Below are 18,783 nucleotides of genomic sequence, written 5' to 3'. Positions count from 1 at the left end.
TGCGGTGCGACGATGCACCCCGAGCGGCACCGGGGGAATTCTGGTGCCGGGGAACGGCAAGCACGCCTCACAAAGGGCGTGCACGGACGCGGAGGGGGACTCGTGGGCGGCTTCATCGACAGCATCGCTCTCTCGCTCGCGCCCGTCGCCGCGCTCCTCCTGATCGCCGGAGCCGGCTTCTGGCTGCGCACCCCTCCGTCGGCGAAGTGGTTCCCCGATGAACCCGGGGCGGACCCACTACCGTCCGCCGACCGTAACCGCCGCGCCGCCTGAACCTGTCGCGCCGCCTGAACTCTCGCGGCGTGCCGGCGCCTTTCAGCGCCCGCTCCGCGCTCTTCTCATCTCTCGACCGGGGATTTCTCATGGATGCCACCACTGTGGGCATCGGCCTGTCCGCTGCCCTCGTCCTGCTCACTGCCGTCATCGTCGTGTTCGCCCTCAGCCGCTTGTTCCGCAAGGTCGAACAAGGCAAGGCGCTGATCGTCTCCAAACTCCGAAAGGTGGACGTCACGTTCACCGGGCAGGTCGTACTGCCCGTCCTGCACAAGGCCGAGGTCATGGACATCTCGGTGAAGACCATCGAGATCACCCGGGCCGGCAAGGAAGGGCTGATCTGCCGGGACAACATCCGCGCCGACATCCGGATCTCGTTCTTCGTCAAGGTCAACAAGACCTCCGCGGACGTCATCAAGGTCGCCCAGGCCGTCGGCACGGCCCGAGCCAGCGACCGGGACACGCTGCAGGAGCTCTTCCACGCGAAGTTCTCCGAGGCGCTCAAGACGGTCGGCAAGCAGATGGACTTCACCGACCTCTACACCAAGCGCGAAGAACTCCGTTACAAGATCATCGAGTTGATCGGCGTCGACCTCAACGGGTACCACCTGGAGGACGCGGCGATCGACTACCTGGAGCAGACGCCGCTCACCCAGCTCGACCCGGCGAACGTCCTGGACGCCCAGGGCATCCGGAAGATCACCGAGCTGACGGCCATCGAGCACGTGCGCACCAACGAGTTCCGGCGCCACGAGGAGAAGGAGATCACCCGCCAGGACGTGGACGCCCGCGAGGCCATCCTGGAGCTCGAGCGCCGGCAGGCCGACGCCGAGAGCAAGCAGCGCCGGGAGATCCAGACGGTTCGGGCCCGCGAGGAGGCGGAGACCGCGAAGGTGGTCGAGGAGGAGCGGCTGCGTTCGCAGGGTGCGTTCCTGCGGACTGAGGAAGCCCTCGGCATCCAGCGCGAGAACCAGGCGCGCGAGGTCGCGGTCGCCACGAAGAACCGCGAGCGCGTCATCGCCATCGAGAACGAGCGCATCGAGAAGGACCGCCTGCTCGAGGTCATCGCCCGCGAGCGGGAGACCGAACTGACCCGGATCGCGGCGAACAAGGAGGTCGAGACCGAGAAGCGGGACATCGCCGAGGTCGTACGGGAGCGGGTGGCCGTGGACCGTACGGTCGCCGAGCAGGAGGAGTCCATCAAGCGGCTGCGCGCCGTCGAGGAGGCCGAGCGCCAGCGCCAGGCCATCATCATCGCCGCCGAGGCCGAGGCGCAGGAGAAGCTGGTCAAGGACATCAAGGCAGCGGAGGCGGCTGAGGCGGCGGCCACGCACCGCGCCGCCGAGCAGGTCACTCTTGCCGAGGCCCGGGTGAAGGCCGCGGATCTGGACGCACGCGCCAAGACCCGTCTCGCCGAGGGCATCCAGGCCGAGTCGGCCGCCGAGGGACTCGCCGCCGTGCAGGTACGCGAGAAGGAAGCCGACGCGATCGAGAAGGCCGGCCGCGCCGAGGCGCAGGCGACCGAGGCCCGGATGCGGGCCGAGGCCGAGGGCACCGAGGCCAAGCTCAAGGCGGAGGCCGCGGGTCTGACCGAGAAGGCGGCCGCGATGGCGGCCCTGGATGAGGCGTCCCGTACGCACGAGGAGTTCCGGCTGCGCCTGGAGGCGGAGAGGGACATCCGGCTGGCTGGTATCGAGGTGCAGCAGAAGGTTGCCGAGGCTCAGGCCACGGTCCTCGCGACTGGTCTGGAGAGCGCCGACATCAGCATCGTCGGCGGCGAGTCCGTCTTCTTCGACCGGCTGCTCTCGTCGATCTCGATGGGTATGAGCGTTGACGGGTTCGTGCAGAACTCGCAGACGGCTCAGGCGCTTGCCGGTCCGTGGCTGGACGGCTCGGCGTCCTTCACCGATGACCTGACGACGGTCCTCGGGTCGGTGTCCACGGGCGATGTGCAGAACCTCACCGTGTCGGCGCTGCTGATGAAGCTGATGCAGTCCGGCGGCGGTGCACAGTCGGGCCCGCTGAACGAACTGCTCAAGAAGGCAAGCCAGTTGGGCGTGGCTGACATGCCGCTCAGTGAACTGGCGACCGGAGCACACGGCTCGCTCAACGGAGCCGCCCAGGCCTGACCGCCCGTGGGGGGAGCGGTCAGAGGTGCTGGAGCTGCCGCACGGGGGGCGGCAGCTCCAGCACCTGAACCAGCAGGCGCCTGTACCGGGAGCACCCGGACAGGCACACGAAGGAGCGGCATCAGATGAACACCGGCAGCCGGACGGCGGAGGCGACGGGCAAGGTCGCCGGGCAGGACGCGAGCACGGGGGAGGGGGCGAGCGGGGCCATGAACGCCGACATCGACGCCGGCACGTACGAAGTGCTGCGCGACCGCCTGACCGCGCAGGCCACCGAACTGGCCGGCCGTACGGAGGCGTTGAACGAGGCCCGGATCGCCGAGTTCGGTTCCACCGAGCTCACGCTCGTCGGCAGTGAGCGACTGCGCTCCGAGTCCGCCCGCGTACTGCGGGACGTCGTCGCCGTCGAAGGCCGGCTGCTCGTCGGCGCGCGGACACCGCTCGCGCCGGGCGCCGCGCCCACAGTCGGCGACGTCTTCGCCCTGTACGACCGGGATCTGGAGCGGCTGCCGGACGACGCGGTCCCCGGCCTGCTCGACGACCCTTCCTTCGTACGTGAATTCACCGCCCTGCACCGCTACTTCCAGCAGGCGCGACTGCTCCAGCTGCGGCTTGTGGACGGCAAGCTGCTCGCCGTCTTCCAGGCCGGCGAGCAGCTCGACGACATCCGGGTGCTGCGCTGGTCCCTGACTCGCGACGGCGTGCAGTTCCTGGACGCGCAGGGCGAGCGCGACCACGTCTTTCCCGCACCCCACGACTTCGAGTGGACCGAAACCACCCGCGACGACCACGTCCTGGGCCGCCACCCGCACGTCCGCATCGACGACGGCGCGATGTACGTCTCCACCGTGGGCGGCGCCCTCACCGTGAAGACCGACGACGACACGGAGACGAGCGAGGGCCTCCACACCGAGCCCGTCGAGGAGCCCCTGCAGTCCCTCGCGGACGCCGAGATCGCCTACGCCCGGGTCGGTGTCCTCGTCCTGCTGCGCGTCCGCCCGTACAAGGAGGACACCCAGCGGCACCTGGTCTTCAACACCGTCACCCGGAGCGTCGTACGCCTCGACGGCATCGGCCGCTCCTGCCGTCGCCTGCCCGACGGCCAGGGCATCGTCTTCCCCGGAGGCTACTGCCTGGCGACGGGAGCGGTGAAGACCTTCGATACGGACACCGAAGATCTTGAGTTCGAGCGGGCCGTGCGCTCGCCGAACGGCGAGGACGTCCTGTACGCGTACCACTCCCGCGCCGAGGGCCGCAGCCTGCTGCTCCCGTACAACCTGATCCGCAAGGAGATCGCCAACCCGCTGGTCTGCGAGGGGTATGCGCTCCTCGACGACGGCACGATGACCGTGCTGCGCGGCGGCTCCGGCGAGGGCGCGCAGGTCCATCCGCTGCAGATCTGGCAGACGCCGTACGTCGCCGACACGCACACCGGGCCGGCGGGCAGTGGTCCGCTCGCCCGGCTCGGCAACGCCGATCTGGTGCGCGGCATCTCCGACTGCCTGTCCCTCGCCCGGCAGGCCCTGGAGACGACCCCGACCGGCGCGGTGTACGAGACGCTGGCGGCCGCGTGCGTGCGCGCCGCCGACCAGCACCACTGGCTCGGGGACCCCGAGACCGGCGACCTGCGCACGCCCCTTGACGCGCTGCGGGCCACGGCCGAGCAGGTGCTCACCGAGTTCGAGACCGTGCAGACGCTGACCCGGCAGGCAGCGGAGGCCCTGGCCGAGTCCGCCGCGCAGATCGCGCGGCTCGTACGCCGCATCCGGGGTGAGGCCCCCGCCACCGCCGAGGAGTGGGTCTCGCGCATCACCGAACTGCGCCAGTCCCAGGGCCACTTGGTGACGCTCAAGGAGATGCGGTACGCGGACACCGCCCGCATCGACGCCCTGAGCGAGGACGTCACCGGCGACATCGATGCGGCGGCCCGGCGCGCCATCGCGTTCCTGCAGCGCGAGGACGCCTTCGCCGACTACCACGAGGACATCGAGCGGCTGACCGCACAGGCGGAGGACATCGCCACCGTCGCCGAGGCTGCGACGATCGGCGACCGCATCGAGGCGCTGACCACCGGTCTGCGAACCCTCACGGAGGTCGTCACCGGACTCGACATCGGCGATGCGACCGTGCGGACCGCCGTCCTGGAGCGGATCGCGGGCGTGCTCGGGGGTGTGAACCGTACCCGGGCCGCGCTCACCGCCCGACGCGGTGAACTCCTGGAGCGGGAGGGGCGCGCGGAGTTCACCGCCGAACTCGCCCTGCTCGGTCAGTCGGTCACGGGCGCGCTCGCCGCATCCACCACACCGGACGCCTGCGACGATCAACTGGGGTCGCTGCTCGCCCAGTTGGAGGGCCTGGAGTCCCGGTTCGCCGAACACGACGACCTGCTCGGGGACCTCGCAGACAAGCGCACCGAGATCTACGACGCGTTCACCGCGCGCAAGCAGAGCCTCCAGGACGCCCGCGCCCGCCGTGCGCAGCACCTCGCCGACTCGGCCTCGCGCGTCCTGGAGACCATCACACGCCGCGCGGCCGCGCTGGACTCGGCCGACGCGGTGGGCACGTACTTCGCCTCCGACCCGATGGTCGCCAAGATCCGCCGCACCGCCGGCGAACTGCGCGAACTCGGCGACCAGGTACGGGCCGAGGAACTGGAAGGCCGCCTCAAGTCCGCCCAGCAAGAGGCCGGGCGCGCACTGCGCGACCGCACCGAGCTGTTCGCGGACGGCGGCGCCACGATCCGTCTCGGCCGGCACCGTTTCGCCGTGAACCGACAGGCTCCGGAGCTGACGCTCGTCCCGCACGGGGACGGGCTCGCCTTCGCCCTGACCGGCACCGACTACCGCTCGCCCGTGACCGACCCCGGCTTCTCCGCCGGCAGCCCGTACTGGCAGCGGCACCTGCCGTCCGAGTCCGCCGAGGTCTACCGGGCCGAGTACCTGGCCGCCCGGCTGCTCGCCGAGCACGGCGCCGAGGCCCTGGCAGGCGCGCTGGACGGCGACGAACTCCCCGCGCTCGTACGGCAGGTGGCCGAAGCGGCGTACGACGAAGGCTACGAGCGCGGCGTCCACGACCACGACGCGACCGCGATCCTCGCCTCCCTTCTGCGCCTGCACGACAGCGCGGGTCAGCTCCGCCACACACCCCGGGCGAGGGCGGCGGCCGTGCTGTATTGGGCACACCGCACCAGCGCGGAGCAGCGAGCGGTCCTGACCCGACGGGCCGTGTCGCTCGCGCGGGCCCGCGCCACCTTCGGGCTCTCTCCGGCCATTGCCGCATTCGAGTCGGAACTGGCGGCTGCTGCGGGCAGCTCCGAGGCCGCGGCGTACCTCTTCGAGGAGCTGACCTGCTCGCCGCAGGGGTTCGCCGTGTCGGTCACGGCGCGCACGTTGCTCGACAAGTTCCGCCGTGCGGTGGGTGGTTCGGCGTACACCGACGACTTCCGCGCGATCACCGAACTGCCGGAGCGGCAGCAACTGGTCGAGGGCTGGCTCCACTCCTACGCCACCGCCTCGGGGGAGGACATCGACGACGGGGACCTCGCCGAGGCCGTGGCCGTCGAACTCTGCCCCGACCTCGAGTGGTACGACGCGGACGGCGAAACCGCCACGGTCGTCACGGGTCTGCTCGGCACGCACCCGCGCATCACCCAGCGGGCCCTCCCGTTGCGTCTGGACGAATTCCTGGCGCGCACAAGCGAGTTCAGCGACCGCGAGGTCCCCGGCTTCCGCATGTACCAGCGGCAGCGCGGCACGCTCGTCGCGGCCGAGCGTAAGCGCTTGGATGTGGACGCGCACCGCCCTCGCGTCATGTCCTCCTTCGTCCGCAACCGGCTCGTCGACGAGGTCTACCTGCCGCTCATCGGCGACAGCCTGGCCAAGCAGATCGGCGCATCGGGCGATGCCAAGCGCACCGACTCCAGCGGCCTGCTGCTGCTCATCTCCCCGCCCGGCTACGGCAAAACGACGCTGATGGAGTACGTCGCCGACCGCCTCGGCATGCTCCTGGTCAAGGTCGACGGCCCGGCCCTCGGCCACACCGTCACCTCGCTCGACCCGGCCGAGGCGACGAACGCCGCTGCCCGCAGGGAACTGGAGAAGATTGCCTTCGCACTCGCTGCGGGCAACAACACGCTCCTCTACCTGGACGACATCCAGCACGTCTCGCCGGAGCTGCTGCAAAAGTTCATCCCGCTCTGCGACGCGACCCGCACCCTCAACGGCCACGACCTGCGCGGCAAACGCTTCGCGGTGTGCATGGCCGGCAACCCGTACACCGAGTCCGGCAGCCGCTTCCGTATCCCGGACATGCTGGCCAACCGTGCCGACGTCTGGAACCTGGGCGACGTCCTGACCGGCAAGGAGGACGTCTTCGCCCTCAGCTTCATCGAGAACGCGCTCACCTCCAATGCGCACCTCGCCCCGCTGGCCGGTCGCGGGCGCTCCGACCTCGACTTGCTCGTACGTCTTGCGGCCGGTGACCCGGCTGCCCGTCGCGACCGGCTGGAGCACCCGTATGCGCCGGCCGAACTCGACGCGATCTTGGCCGTGTTGAGGCACCTGCTCACCGCACGCGCCACCGTTCTCGCGGTCAACGAGGCCTATATCGCCTCGGCCGCACAGGACGACACGGCGCGCACCGAACCGCCGTTCCGCCTCCAGGGCTCGTACCGCAACATGAACAAGATTGCGGCCCGCATCTCTCCGGTCATGAACGATGCCGAACTCGCCGCCGTCATCGAGGACCACTACACCGCCGAGGCCCAGACGCTCACGACGGATGCCGAAGCCAACCTCCTCAAGCTGGCCGAGCTCAGGGGAACACTCACCGTCGAACAGGGCGCCCGCTGGGGTGAGATCAAGGCCGCCCAGGTACGGCACCGCACGCTCGGCGGACCCGACGAGGACCCCGTCGTCCGCGCGGTGGCCGCACTCGGCCTGCTCGCCGACCGGCTGACTGCCGTTGAAACGGCCATCACTCGGGCCACGGATCCTCGGCACATGCTGGCCCGGCCCACAGGACGGCATGCGGTACGCCCTGCCTCCGGGCGGGATGAATGACCGGCGCCGCTCGGGCGAGACCTTCATGCTGGAGGAACCATGGCGACACCCGTGTACGCCGCGCTGCACGGCCGGTGGATCTCATGCCTGGTCTGCGGCGGCGAGCGGTTCCGTGAGCGGGAGGTGAAGCTCAACGGCCGCGCGTGGGAGTTCCCGAATTTCACCTGGACGTCCGCCACCGGACTCATCTGCTGGCACTGCGGCTACGTCCACCTCTTCGTCAACAGGGACATCGAGCTGTACCGAGCGAGAAAGTGAGGAGTCAGCTGTCGCCCCAGTGGGACCAGGGGATGGACTCAGTGGTGCAGGGCCTGGAAGGCCTGATCGACCAAGGTCGGCAGCTCTTCGGCGCCGTCACTGTCCACCCAGGCGGTGAGGGCGGTGGTGAGCACGGCCAGCGCCGCGGCGGCGAGCGCACGCGTACGCAGGGGGTCGGCGTCCGGCCGGCGCGCAGCGAGCGCTTGGGCGAACATCTGCTCGGTGGCGTACTGGTTCTCCCAGACCCGGGCGCGAAGTGCCGGAGTCCGCAGAACAAGACGTGTGCGGACCAGGAGCGCCACTTTGTCGTGGGAGTAGACCTTCTCGAGCCCCTGGGCCAGTGCCCGGTGGAGAGCGGTCAGCGCGTCCTCCTGGGCTGGACGCGCCGCGATGAGCTGAACGATCATCGGGTCGTAGTCGTCGCTTTCGACGACTGCTTCCTTGGTGGGGAAGTGCCGGAAGAACGTCATGTGCGACACCCCTGCGGCGGCGGCGATCTGCTCGACCGTGGTCTTCTCATACCCCTGGCTCAAAAAGAGCTTGAGTGCGTGCTCCTGGATCGTGCGGCGGGTCTGGGCCTTCTTGCGGGCGCGCAGACCCGTCGACGGGGTCGAGGCCGGTTTCATGTCGTGATGCCTCTCGGGTACGTGGCCGTCGGTCAAGGCGTGCGACCGACGCCGCGCATGCGGGTCAGCCAACGGTCCAGGGCGGCCGGGGAGGTTCCCGACCATGCCAGATGGCCGTCGGGACGCACCAGCAACACGTTTCGCCCGGTGTCGGTCGGTGTCAGTAGCGCTGAGTTTTCCTCTCCGAGGTGGCGCTGGGCGATGGCCGCCGTCTCGCCGCTGGTGGCCGGCGCCAACAAGGCCCATCGCCATCCGAGTTCAGCGTGGAGCCGGGTGGGGCTGCCGTCCTGGCGTACGCACTCCAGGTCGGGGACGCGGTCGCCGGGCCGCCGTCCGATGGCCGGCAGTCTGCGTCGGGCGAGCGGAGCGCGACGGTAGCTCACCTTCAGCTGGGAGGCCGTCTCCCAGATCATCCGCTGGATGAGCTGTCGGTTCATCAGAGGCACGAAGAGGTGGTCGCGCAGAGCCCGGGCCGTCAGGCTCCGGCCGACGATCATGCGCGTCATCGCGCTGGTGGACTTGAGAACCTCCTCGGCGATCGGACGCCGCTCGGCCTCGTAGGTGTCGAGCAGATCTTCATGGGCGTGGCCGGAGGCGACGAGGCTCAGTTTCCAGGCCAGGTTCTCGGCATCTCCGAGGCCGGTGTTGAGGCCCTGCCCGCCGAACGGGCTGTGGATGTGTGCGGCATCCCCGCCGAGCAGGATGCGTCCCTGCCGGTAGGTCGATGCCAGGCGACGGTGGATACGGAACGTGGAGGTCCACACTGTCTCCCGCACCTCGACGGCCAGGCGCGTTTCGTTCTGCAGCGCTTCGATCAGCGGGGCCAGCACGGCGGGAGTATCAGCACGCTCCGAGGCTCCTTCGGGTGCCGGCGCCATCAGTCGCCACATGTCTTCGCCGGGCAGCGGGAAGACTCCGAGCATCTGGTCGCCGCGCAGCCACACCGACACCGCGTCGCGGGGCAGCGCGAGTTCGGCCCGTACGTCAGCGAGCAGGAAGCGCTCGATGACGGGCACCCCGGGGAACCCGATTCCCGAAGCCTTCCGCACCTGGCTGTGCGCCCCGTCGCAACCCACCAGCCAGTCGGCTCGCAGCCGGCCGCCGGGCAGCGTGATCGTCACCCCCTGGGAGTCCTGGTCTGCGGCCAGCAGTTCCTGCCCCCATTCGACCTCGCCCCCGACCTCGCTCAGCCGCCGCCTGAGCAGGGCCTCAATTTCGGCCTGTGACATGAGAAGGCCGGGCCTGGTGACCAGCTTGGTCCGGCCACCGACCCGCAACCGGGCTACCGGAATGCCATCGACGTGCGTGATCACCTGACGGATAGGGATTGCCCGCTGAGGCAGATCGCCGAGTGCGCCAAGCCGGTCCAGGACTTCCGCCCCTCGTGGTTGCAGCGCCAGTGCCCGTGAGGTCAAGGAGGGACCAGATGCTTTGTCCAGCACCCGCACCGGCACCCCTCCGGCGCGGAGTGCGCACGCCAGGGCCAGTCCTGTCGGGCCTGCGCCCGCGACCACCACGGTCGAGATGCTCACGATGCCTCCTGGAGTTAGTCGCTAACATTAGTTAGACGCTAACTCGACGAGCCTTCGGGCTCCAGGCCCGAGCCATAAGCCAGGCGTATGAGAAACGTCAGGACTGAGTGGCACGGGCCATGAGTGCTGGTGATCCGGTATGTGGCGGGCAAGCGAAGCCCGACTGCGCGCGACACCGCGCCGCGGGTAGGGTGTAAGGAACGCGTCAAGAAGAGCGCGGGGTGTGCCGGGAAGTCTGGTCGGCGTCAGTAGGGCCATGGGCCCATTCGCCGACGTCCTGGAGGTATACCGTCTTGGCTGCCACCCCTCCCCGCGGGCCGTTCCTGGGTCTTCTCACGTGGCCCGAGCGGCAGGCCGTGGCCAGGGCTCTGCGCACCGAGACGGTGGGCGGCCTGGTGTTGCTGGCGGCCGCGGTCGTGGCGCTGGTGTGGGCGAACACTCCGTTCAGCGATACGTATGTGGCCATTCGCGACTTCCATTTCGGCATACCTGCGCTGGGGCTGGACCTGTCAGTGGGTCACTGGACCTCCGATGGCCTGCTGACTGTCTTCTTCCTGGTCGCCGGTATCGAGCTGAAGCGTGAACTGGTCGTCGGCTCGCTGCGTACCCCGTCAACGGCTGCGCTGCCCGTGATCGCCGCGGTGTGCGGCATGGCCGTCCCCGCCGCCCTTTACGCGGCTACGGCCGCCATCGGCGGCGGGAGCATGGACGGTTGGGCAGTGCCGATGGCCACCGACATCGCCTTCGCTCTGGCGGTCCTGGCGGTCATTTCGACCCATCTGCCAACCGCTCTGCGGGCCTTCCTTCTGACACTCGCCGTGGTTGACGACCTCGGCGCGATCTTGATCATCGCCGTGTTCTTCTCCTCGGACATCAACTACTGGGCGTTGGCCGGGGCCTTCGCAGGGCTGATCGCCTTCTACGTCATGCAGCGGCTGCGGGTGCAGGGCTGGTGGTGGTACGTGCCGCTCGGGGTGGCGATATGGGCGCTGATGTACAACGGCGGCGTCCACGCCACTGTCGCCGGCGTCGCCATGGGCCTGATTCTGCGTACCACCCGTGACGAGGGAGAGCAGGAGTCTCCGGGGGCGCGGATAGGACATCTGCTGCACCCGTACTCCGCCGGGCTGTGCGTGCCGCTGTTCGCTCTGTTTGCGGCCGGGGTCACGGTCTCCGGCGAAGCGCTGGGCGAAGTGTTCACCACCCCCGAGCCTCTCGGGGTAATTATCGGCCTGGTCGCGGGCAAGATCCTTGGCATCTTCGGCGGCACCTATCTGGCAGCCCGCTTCACCCGCGCCCAGCTCAACCCGGACCTGGCTTGGGCCGACGTCCTCGGCCTGGCGACACTCGCCGGCATCGGCTTCACCGTCGCCCTGCTCATCGGCGAGCTCGCCTTCCCCGACGCCGCGACCCGAGAGCACATCAAGGCTGCGGTGCTCGTCGCCTCCCTCACCGCTGCCTTCCTCGCCACCCTGTTCCTGCGCCGCCGGAACAGGGTCTATCAGCGCCTTTACGAAGAGGAGCGCGTGGATCAGGACGGCGACGGCATCCCCGACATCTACCAGCGCACCGAAGGAAGCAGTGCATGACGCACTCATCGCCGGACCGTCGCCTGGTGACCGCGGCAGCATGGCTGCTGCTCTGCGCCTTGGCCACCGCGGCCGTCATTCAGCTCACACCCGTCTGGGCGAAGGTCCTCTGCCTCATCGCTGCCGCTGCAGCACTACGCGCCGGGGCGATGGCGGCCTGGACCGCTCGTTCCACATTGCGTGAGATCACGCCTCGAGAGCCGGGCCGCATCTACCTGCGGGGCGAGATCAGCGCTACCACCGCAGGTGAGACGACACGTCGGCTGACCCGCGCGCTGGCCACTCGCCCCACAACACTGGAGATCGATATGTCGAAAGTCGAACTCCTCACCAGCGACGGCGCGATGGCGTTTCTCTCTGCTGCCCGTATCGCTCGCGAGCAGGGCACCGAGGTCACCATCCGCAACGCCAGCCCTCAGGCACGCGCCGTCCTGCACAAGCTCGGCCTGGACCAGCTCCACCACTACCGCCACTGACACAGACCACTGCCGGCAGACGCCTCACAGTGCAGCACCATCGTGAGGTGAAGGACTTCGCGCGTGTGCTGATGTGGAGCGCGTACGCACAGAGAAACCTGGCGCACGGGTCAGTCGCCGATGAGCTGCCCGATCAGGCGGGCGGCGGTGACGGCGCCCAGCAGACGGACGTGGTCACCATCCCGCTCGATGACGGCGACCAGGGGTGTGTGGGTCCGGGCCATGAGGGCGGCGACGGTCGTTGCACTCGCGTCGGGACCGACGAACGGTGGCGTGAACCGGCGCCGGGGCAGCCACTCCGCCACGGATCGGCCCGCCAACTCCTCCTTCATCTCGCCGACGTTGCGATCGGTGACGACGGCGGCGAGAAGCGGGTCCTCCTGTACATAGGCGGGCACCAACTGCCGTACCAACTGAGACCCGGGCACGATGGCCCACGGCAGTCCGTCGGGATCGACCACGAGCAACGCGGGAAGCTCATTCTCCGCGAGTAGCTGGAGCGCCCGAACGGCGTCGTCGTCCGTCGTGACCGAGGGGTAGGGCTCTGCGAGGTCACGCGCGAGCATGGCCGTTCTCCTTGCGTGGTGCGGGGGCGGTCTGCGTGCCGGGGCCGGCGGCAGGGCCTGTGCTGTGCTCAGCGCCGGCGTCGTGAGACCCGTTGGGGATGCCTGCGATGTCGTCGACGTGGAAGAGACGTGCGATCGGCACGTCCGTGCTGCTGTGCGCGATGATCGATACGGCAATGCACACGGCGATCAGCGTGAAGGCTTCCTCGCCTTGTGGGATCCCGGCCTGCAGCACGAGCAGCCCGTACACCACTGAGGCGAAGCCCTTCGGGCCGAACCAAGCGGCGACCAGCTTCTCCTGACGGGTGAAGCGCGTCCCGATCAACGAGAGCAGCAACGAAGCCGGGCGGATCAGGACGATCGCCAGGACCACGGCGACGTAGCCGCCGATGGACAGGTCGCCGAAGAGCTGCGGAGTGAGCAGCGCTCCGAAGACCAGCAGGGCAGCGAACTTGGCCAGTTCCGCCAGCGACTCGCCCAGCGGCTCGAACGCGGTCTTGGCCTCCGGTGACACGGCAGTGAGGACGGCACCCGCGGAGAACGCCGCCAGGTAGGGATTGGCGTGCGTCAGGTGGCACAGGCCGTACAGGATCACGCCGATCGCCAGCGGCAGCAGCGGCTGCAGCTTCGGCTCCGCGCCCAAGTGCCGGAAGCGTACGAGTCCGTTCACGAGCAGCGGCAGCAGGATGCCGAAGGCCAGTCCGAGCCCCAGCTCCAGAGCGATCTTGGAGTAGGAGGCCTCGGCGTGACCCGAACTCGGGCCCGCGGCCGCGATGAGGATCAGTACGACCGGCAGAGCGAGACCGTCGTTGATGCCGGACTCGACATTCAGCAACTGGCGCAGCTTGGACGGCACTTCCTTACGCCCGACGATCGCCGAGGCGAACACCGGGTCGGTCGGCGCGAGCACCGCACCCACCAGGAACGACGTCGTCCAGTCCAGCCCCACCACGTAGTACGCGACCAGCGCCATGCCCACGAACGCGAGCGGCATCCCCAGGCCGAGCGCACGTGCCGGGTTCTTCCAGTTCTGCCGCAACTTGCCGAAGTGCACGTGCATGCCGTCGGTGAACAGCACAGCGAACAGGGCCAGATCCGCCGTCACGGCGACGATCTCGCTGTCCGGCGTGATGTGAATCAGACCGAGGAATCCGTCACTGACGATCGCCCCGCCCACCAGAAACAACAGCGACGTGGACAGAACCGTACGCGCGGCAAGCCCGGACAACAGCACCGCAACCAGCAGTGCCACCCCGAACACAGCAACCAGCACCATGACGTACGCCCCCGATCGGCTCACAGACTCCGCCTGGGGACACCTGTCCCCAGACCGCCGACCAGACTTCCCGGCACACCAAGGCGGACCTTACACGTTCCATACGCAACACTGACAGGTTCTTTGCGGGCACCCAGGCGCCACAACTGTTGCCGGAATCCGGCAGTGCGACTTCTGGCAGCGGCTCTTGCAGCGGTGGCGATGAGCAGACTTGCTGCGTGGCCGGCCGGCTTGTGACCGGCCACGCAACAACGGAGGGGTGCTACAGCAGGTGCACTCCGAGGATCGCATCCAGGCCGAGCAGGCCCGACAGGCTCAGGTTGGTCTTGAGCCCGAGCGCGGCGGCGAGGTCGAGGTTGACCTTGCCGTTGACTGCGAGCGCGGCGTCCACGTCGAGCGCGGCGTTCACGTTGACGTCCACGTTGGCCGAGATCTTCGTCTCGAGCGCGGCATCGATGCGGGCCAGGAGGTCGGCGCTCAGGGTGACTCCCTGGTCGGCGAGCATGATGACGGCCGCGGCGGAGCCCTTGTCGGTCTTGACGGTGATGCTCTTCGGGTTGACGACCTTGCCGATCTTCACGCCCACCTTGGCATCGACGTCCGCCGTGATGATTCCCGTGGCGACGTCGACGGACAGACGGGAGACAGTGATCTTCTTGTTGCCTTTGGCCAGCTGCACGGAGCCGTCGAGGACGACCGTGCCGCCGACGAGCTTCTTGTTCTTGTGAGTGACCTTGCTGCCGCTACCGACCTTGAGACGAACGACTGCGTCCGTCTGGACCTTGCCGTCCACCGCCACTGCGACGCCGTGTGTGCCCAGCTTGAGGGCGGTGGCGAGGTCGAGCGTGAGCAGTCCGCCGGTCAGCGGGGTGTCGGGGGAGGGCGCGACCGCGGTGACGGCCGGTACTCCGTCAGGGGTGGCTGCCATGGCGGCTGGGGCGGCAACGCCGGACAGGACGACAGCAGCTACAGCGATCGACGCGGCGCGACGGTAGGAGCGATGAGCGTGCATGAATGCCACAGACCCTTCATGGAGAAAATGTGATGGTCATGTTGTGACATTCCGCGCTGTCCAGGGTGACGCGCGGCCGAGGCTGCTATTTCACCCCGATAGGCCACAGGGCCTGGCCGGTGGCGGATGCAGGCATGGAACTGGCTTGAAGACTGCCGGGCCACGGCAATGCCCCCGGTCGCGACCCGTGGGATCCTCCGCATGCCGGAGGGCGGGCGGAGCAGAGGGGGAGTCCCATGACGCAATCCCTTGACGAGGCTTTCGCGCCGCCACCCCTCTACGGCCCGGTGATTCCACTCCGAAGACCCCCGGTCGACGGCCTCGCTGTCGCATCCCTGGTGTGTTCACTGCTTCTGCTCGCACCTGTCGGTCTACCCCTCGGGATCATCGCTTTGGTTCGGACGGCGCGAACGGGCAACCGCGGCAGGGGACTTGCCATTGCCGCAATCTCCGTCTCCGGTGTGACCCTCGCCGTTGCCGCGGCCTTCCTCGGCGGCGCGCTCCATTTCCGGGTCTGGGCGTACGGAGGCTCGGGCGTGCCGATAGGAACCTCAAGCGCACCGACGCAGTCCGCGAATGGGGAGCGCGTCCACATCAACGACCTGCACGAAAGGGACTGCTTCACACCGGGGGAACTGCCCGTCCAGGACGGTGGAGGGCTCGACGACTTCTCCGCGGTACGGCTGCCTTGCACCGAGGCGCATCGCGGCGAGCTCTACGCCCTGGTCCAACTGCCCCACAGGGCAACGTATCCAGGCACCGAGTGGATCAAGACGGCAGCGACCGAGGCGTGCACGGACCGCCTGTTCGACTACACCCCGGACCCCGCCGTGTACGGAGGTCTGCGCACGTACTTCTACTTCCCGGAACGCGACCGCTGGCAACAGGGCGACCGGACCGTACGCTGCTGGGCGGGATTGCCCCAAGGTGAACTCGACCAGTCCGTCCGTCAGGACACCGCAACCTTGGATCCCGCGCAGCGGGCCTATCTGGAGGCCCTCAGACCGCTGCAGCAGGCTCAGGCGGAGAGACCATTGAAGGGGCCGAAGAGGGATCTGCCGGGAGCCCGGCAATGGGCTAAGGAGATGTCTGTCGCCCAAGCGGAGACCGCTCGCCTTCTGGATGAGGCTCAACTGCCAGAGAGGGTGGGGAAGCCGGCGAAGGAACTGGCCGCCGAACTCCGCAGGGGAGTGCCGCACTGGGACGAAGCCGCCAAGGCGGCAAGCTCGAACGTCTACTACGCAGCCATGCAACGAGCAGCTGTCGACCCTGCTCGCGGCATCGATCTCGAGCGACGTCTGCGGACGGGGCTCGACCTGCCCATCCCGGACGTGCGGCCGGGGGCAGGGGGATCCGGTGGCTCGGATGGGGGATCAGATGCCTGACAGGGCGTGATCACTCTGTTTGTCCGGTTCCGGGGCGTAGCGTTGTCACTAGGTCCCCCTGAGGGAGGCTGATTCCATGCCGTGGTTCGTGTGGCTGCTCGCAGCCGGAGTGCTCGGTGTCGCTGAGTTCTTCACCTTGACGCTGGTTCTCGGGCTACTGGCAGGCGCCGCCCTGGTTGCTGCTGTGGTCGCCGGTGTGGGCGTGGGCCTGCTCGGTCAGCTCCTCGCACTCGGTGCGGCAGCGGCGGCCGGGCTTCTCATCGTCCGCCCGATCGCGCTGCGCCAGATGGAGCGGGCGCCTCTCACGCGCGAAGGCAGCGATGCCCTGATCGGCCGACGGGCCGAGGTCATCCAGGAGGTCACGGCAACCCGTGGGCTGATCAAGATCTCGGGCGAAGAGTGGTCTGCCCGCGCGCTGGACGAGACCCACGTGATTCCGGCCGGAGCGCTGGTGGACGTCATGGAGATCGACGGCGCGACCGCGGTCGTCTACCCCCGTGAGCTTCTGCCCTGAACGTCTTTGGCCCGCACGCCTGAACTCATTGCAATGGAGGAAGCATGGACCCCGTGGTCATCCCCATCCTTGTGGCGGCGATCGTCGTCATCTTTCTGATTGCAGCGACCGTACGGATCGTTCCGCAGGCGCGTCGGTACAACATCGAACGGTTCGGGCGCTACCGCCGTACGCTGCAGCCCGGCCTGAACTTCGTGCTGCCGGTGGCGGACCGCGTCAACACGAAGCTCGACGTGCGCGAGCAGGTGTACTCCTCCGACCCCCGGCCGGTGATCACCGAGGACAACCTCGTGGTGAACATCGACACGGTGCTCTACTACCAGATCACCGACCCGCGGGCGGCGGCCTACGAGGTCGCGGACTATCTGCAGGCCATCGACCAGCTCACCGTGACCACGCTGCGCAATGTCATCGGCTCCATGGACCTGGAGGAGACGCTCACCTCGCGCGAGGAGATCAACACCCGGCTGCGTACGGTCCTGGACGACGCCACCGGCAAGTGGGGCATCCGCGTGAACCGCGTCGAGATCAAGGCGATCGATCCGCCGCACACCATCAAGGAGGCGATGGAGAAGCAGATGCGGGCCGAGCGGGACAAGCGCGCGGCCATCCTGCACGCGGAGGGCGAGCGGCAGGCCAAGATCCTCACCGCGGAGGGCACGAAGCAGAAGGACATCCTGGAGGCGCAGGGCACCCAGCAGGCCATGATCCTGCGGGCCGACGGCGAGGCCAAGGCCGTGGAGCGCGTCTTCCAGGCGGTGCACCGCAACAACGCCGACGCGAAGGTCCTCGCGTACAAGTACCTCGAAACACTGCCGCACTTGGCGAACAGCGACAACAACACCTTCTGGGTGATCCCGGGCGAGCTGACCGAGGCAATCCGCACCGTGAGCAGCGCCTTCGGCGACCAGTCGAATGGACCAGGGTCTGTCCCCGCAGCAGCGGAGCAAGTGGACTTGGCTCAGGGCGAGACGGGGACCGGTGAACTCGAGTCGGGCTCGCCGCTCTCGTTGGACGCCGCGAAGGCCGCTGACCAGGTCGCGGAGCAGGCGGCCGCCGCAGTGAGTGACGCCAAGGCGGAGGCTGAGGCGGCGAAGACGAATCGGGTGCGTGGCCGGGGAGATGAGGGTATGGAGGCCTGAGCCTGAAGGCGGGCTGTCAGCCGCGGAGTGTCCGGCCGATGTCACCGAACCGTAAGGCTCGGGCCCCGGCTGTGCGCGCGCATCGTGCATAAGGTCGGCTCCGATAAGGACCTTCCCTGCCAGGAGGAGCGATGCGCCCCCGAACTGCCGTCCCCGCAGCGCTGTTGACCGTTGCGCTGATGGCCCTGGTCGCCGGCTGCGGCTCGCAAGAGCCATCCGCCGCGAGCGCCGACAGCCCGTCCGCTACGAAGAGTTCCTCCCCGGCGAACTCGTCGACGCCCGAGGACAGCCCGCAGGTGCCCGAGACACTGCGCTTCACCGGGACCACCGTGGACGGGAAGTCCTTCGACGCCGCGACGCTCGCGGGGAAGCCCGTCGTGCTGTGGTTCTGGGCACCGTGGTGCCCCAAGTGCCGCGCCCAGGCGGCTGAAACGGCCAAGGTCGCCGAGGAGTTCACGGACAAGGCGCACGTGCTCGGCGTCGCCGGACTCGACAAGAACGACGCCATGCGGGACTTCGTCGCCGAGACCGGGACCGAGAGCTTCCCGCACCTGTCCGACGAGAACGGCGAGGTGTGGAAACGGTTCGAGGTCACCGAACAGAGCCGCTACGTCATCCTCGACCAGGACGGCAAGCAGGTCTACGAAGGTGTCCTGCCCGCAGGCGAGGGCCTGGCGGACAAGCTCACCGAACTCACCGGCTGACGCCCGGTGTCCGACGTTCCCTTCGCCCTGGCGCTCGGCGCGGGCCTGCTCGCGGCCGTCAACCCGTGCGGCTTCGCACTGCTGCCCGCGTACCTCTCCCTGCTCGTCCTGGGCGAGCGGCCCGCGAGCCGTGCCACCGCGGTGGTACGTGCCCTGACCGCGACGCTCGCCATCACGCTCGGGTTCGGCGCGGTGTTCGGCATCTTCGGCCTGGCCGTACAACCGGCGGCCGGCCAGGTAC

15 protein-coding genes and 1 pseudogene are annotated in these 18,783 nt (G+C 68.7%); 11 read left to right on the top strand and 5 right to left on the bottom strand.

The window, feature by feature from the left end; genetic code table 11:
- Nucleotides 1–102 precede the first annotated feature (102 nt).
- From ABT367_RS21425 to ABT367_RS21410, 4 genes are all read left to right on the top strand, one after another.
- Nucleotides 103–273 (top strand): hypothetical protein, encoded by a 171-nt coding sequence (locus tag ABT367_RS21425; protein WP_352254670.1) that lies wholly within the window; start codon nt 103–105, stop codon nt 271–273.
- Between the two features lie 89 nt (nt 274–362).
- The gene (locus ABT367_RS21420) at nt 363–2,402 is read left to right on the top strand and encodes an SPFH domain-containing protein (RefSeq protein WP_352254669.1); all 2,040 of its coding nucleotides are present in this window, start codon (nt 363–365) and stop codon (nt 2,400–2,402) included.
- A gap of 209 nt (nt 2,403–2,611) precedes the next feature.
- Nucleotides 2,612–7,462 (top strand): DNA repair ATPase, encoded by a 4,851-nt coding sequence (locus ABT367_RS21415; RefSeq protein ID WP_352254694.1) that lies wholly within the window; start codon nt 2,612–2,614, stop codon nt 7,460–7,462.
- Between the two features lie 39 nt (nt 7,463–7,501).
- Complete coding sequence (locus ABT367_RS21410; protein WP_352254668.1) at nt 7,502–7,720, top strand: hypothetical protein; 219 nt, start codon at nt 7,502–7,504, stop codon at nt 7,718–7,720.
- A 38-nt stretch (nt 7,721–7,758) separates the two neighbouring features.
- Here ABT367_RS21410 and ABT367_RS21405 read toward each other — a convergent pair whose 3' ends face one another.
- Nucleotides 7,759–8,346, bottom strand: coding sequence for a TetR/AcrR family transcriptional regulator (locus ABT367_RS21405; RefSeq protein ID WP_352254667.1), 588 nt, complete (start codon nt 8,344–8,346; stop codon nt 7,759–7,761).
- Nucleotides 8,347–8,378: 32 nt separating this feature from the next.
- The gene (locus ABT367_RS21400) at nt 8,379–9,878 is read right to left on the bottom strand and encodes an FAD-dependent monooxygenase (protein ID WP_352254666.1); all 1,500 of its coding nucleotides are present in this window, start codon (nt 9,876–9,878) and stop codon (nt 8,379–8,381) included.
- Between the two features lie 293 nt (nt 9,879–10,171).
- Between ABT367_RS21400 and nhaA the strand changes: the two genes are divergently transcribed.
- Nucleotides 10,172–11,467, top strand: a complete 1,296-nt coding sequence (gene nhaA / locus ABT367_RS21395; protein ID WP_352254665.1) for a Na+/H+ antiporter NhaA — start codon at nt 10,172–10,174, stop codon at nt 11,465–11,467.
- A complete protein-coding gene (locus tag ABT367_RS21390) occupies nt 11,464–11,943 on the top strand; it encodes an STAS domain-containing protein (RefSeq protein ID WP_352254664.1) in 480 nt (159 codons plus the stop codon). Before nhaA ends, ABT367_RS21390 begins: the two co-directional genes overlap by 4 nt.
- Nucleotides 11,944–12,053: 110 nt before the next feature.
- Here the strand turns inward: ABT367_RS21390 and ABT367_RS21385 are convergent, their stop codons facing one another.
- The 3 genes from ABT367_RS21385 to ABT367_RS21375 all read right to left on the bottom strand — a co-directional run bounded on the left by ABT367_RS21385 (nt 12,054) and on the right by ABT367_RS21375 (nt 14,713).
- A complete protein-coding gene (locus ABT367_RS21385) occupies nt 12,054–12,509 on the bottom strand; it encodes a CBS domain-containing protein (protein ID WP_352254663.1) in 456 nt (151 codons plus the stop codon).
- Nucleotides 12,496–13,785 carry a cation:proton antiporter gene (locus ABT367_RS21380; RefSeq protein WP_352254662.1) on the bottom strand — a complete coding sequence of 430 codons (1,290 nt, stop codon included), beginning with the start codon at nt 13,783–13,785 and terminating at the stop codon, nt 12,496–12,498. The genes ABT367_RS21385 and ABT367_RS21380 overlap by 14 nt, the downstream gene beginning before the upstream one ends.
- Nucleotides 13,786–14,047: 262 nt before the next feature.
- Complete coding sequence (locus ABT367_RS21375) at nt 14,048–14,713, bottom strand: hypothetical protein (RefSeq protein WP_352254661.1); 666 nt, start codon at nt 14,711–14,713, stop codon at nt 14,048–14,050.
- Nucleotides 14,714–15,033: 320 nt separating this feature from the next.
- Here ABT367_RS21375 and ABT367_RS21370 point away from each other — a divergent pair, with 320 nt between their 5' ends.
- From ABT367_RS21370 to ABT367_RS21350, 5 genes and pseudogenes are all read left to right on the top strand, one after another.
- A complete protein-coding gene (locus ABT367_RS21370) occupies nt 15,034–16,182 on the top strand; it encodes a DUF4190 domain-containing protein (RefSeq protein ID WP_352254660.1) in 1,149 nt (382 codons plus the stop codon).
- Nucleotides 16,183–16,258: 76 nt separating this feature from the next.
- Nucleotides 16,259–16,696, top strand: a complete 438-nt coding sequence (locus ABT367_RS21365; protein WP_352254659.1) for an NfeD family protein — start codon at nt 16,259–16,261, stop codon at nt 16,694–16,696.
- 44 nt (nt 16,697–16,740) lie between these two features.
- Entirely contained in the window at nt 16,741–17,838 is a 1,098-nt protein-coding gene (locus ABT367_RS21360) for an SPFH domain-containing protein (protein WP_352254658.1), read from the top strand.
- 131 nt (nt 17,839–17,969) lie between these two features.
- The gene (locus tag ABT367_RS21355) at nt 17,970–18,542 is read left to right on the top strand and encodes a peroxiredoxin family protein (RefSeq protein WP_352254657.1); all 573 of its coding nucleotides are present in this window, start codon (nt 17,970–17,972) and stop codon (nt 18,540–18,542) included.
- Between the two features lie 6 nt (nt 18,543–18,548).
- Nucleotides 18,549–18,783: pseudogene (locus ABT367_RS21350) on the top strand (cytochrome c biogenesis protein CcdA); the annotation flags it as partial.

The sequence above is a fragment of the Streptomyces mesophilus genome (genome assembly GCF_040300965.1).
Taxonomy (GTDB): Bacteria; Actinomycetota; Actinomycetes; order Streptomycetales; family Streptomycetaceae; genus Streptomyces; species Streptomyces mesophilus_A.
The sequence above is the reverse complement of the archived record's forward strand: the minus strand, read 5'-3'. Positions and strand labels throughout refer to the sequence as shown.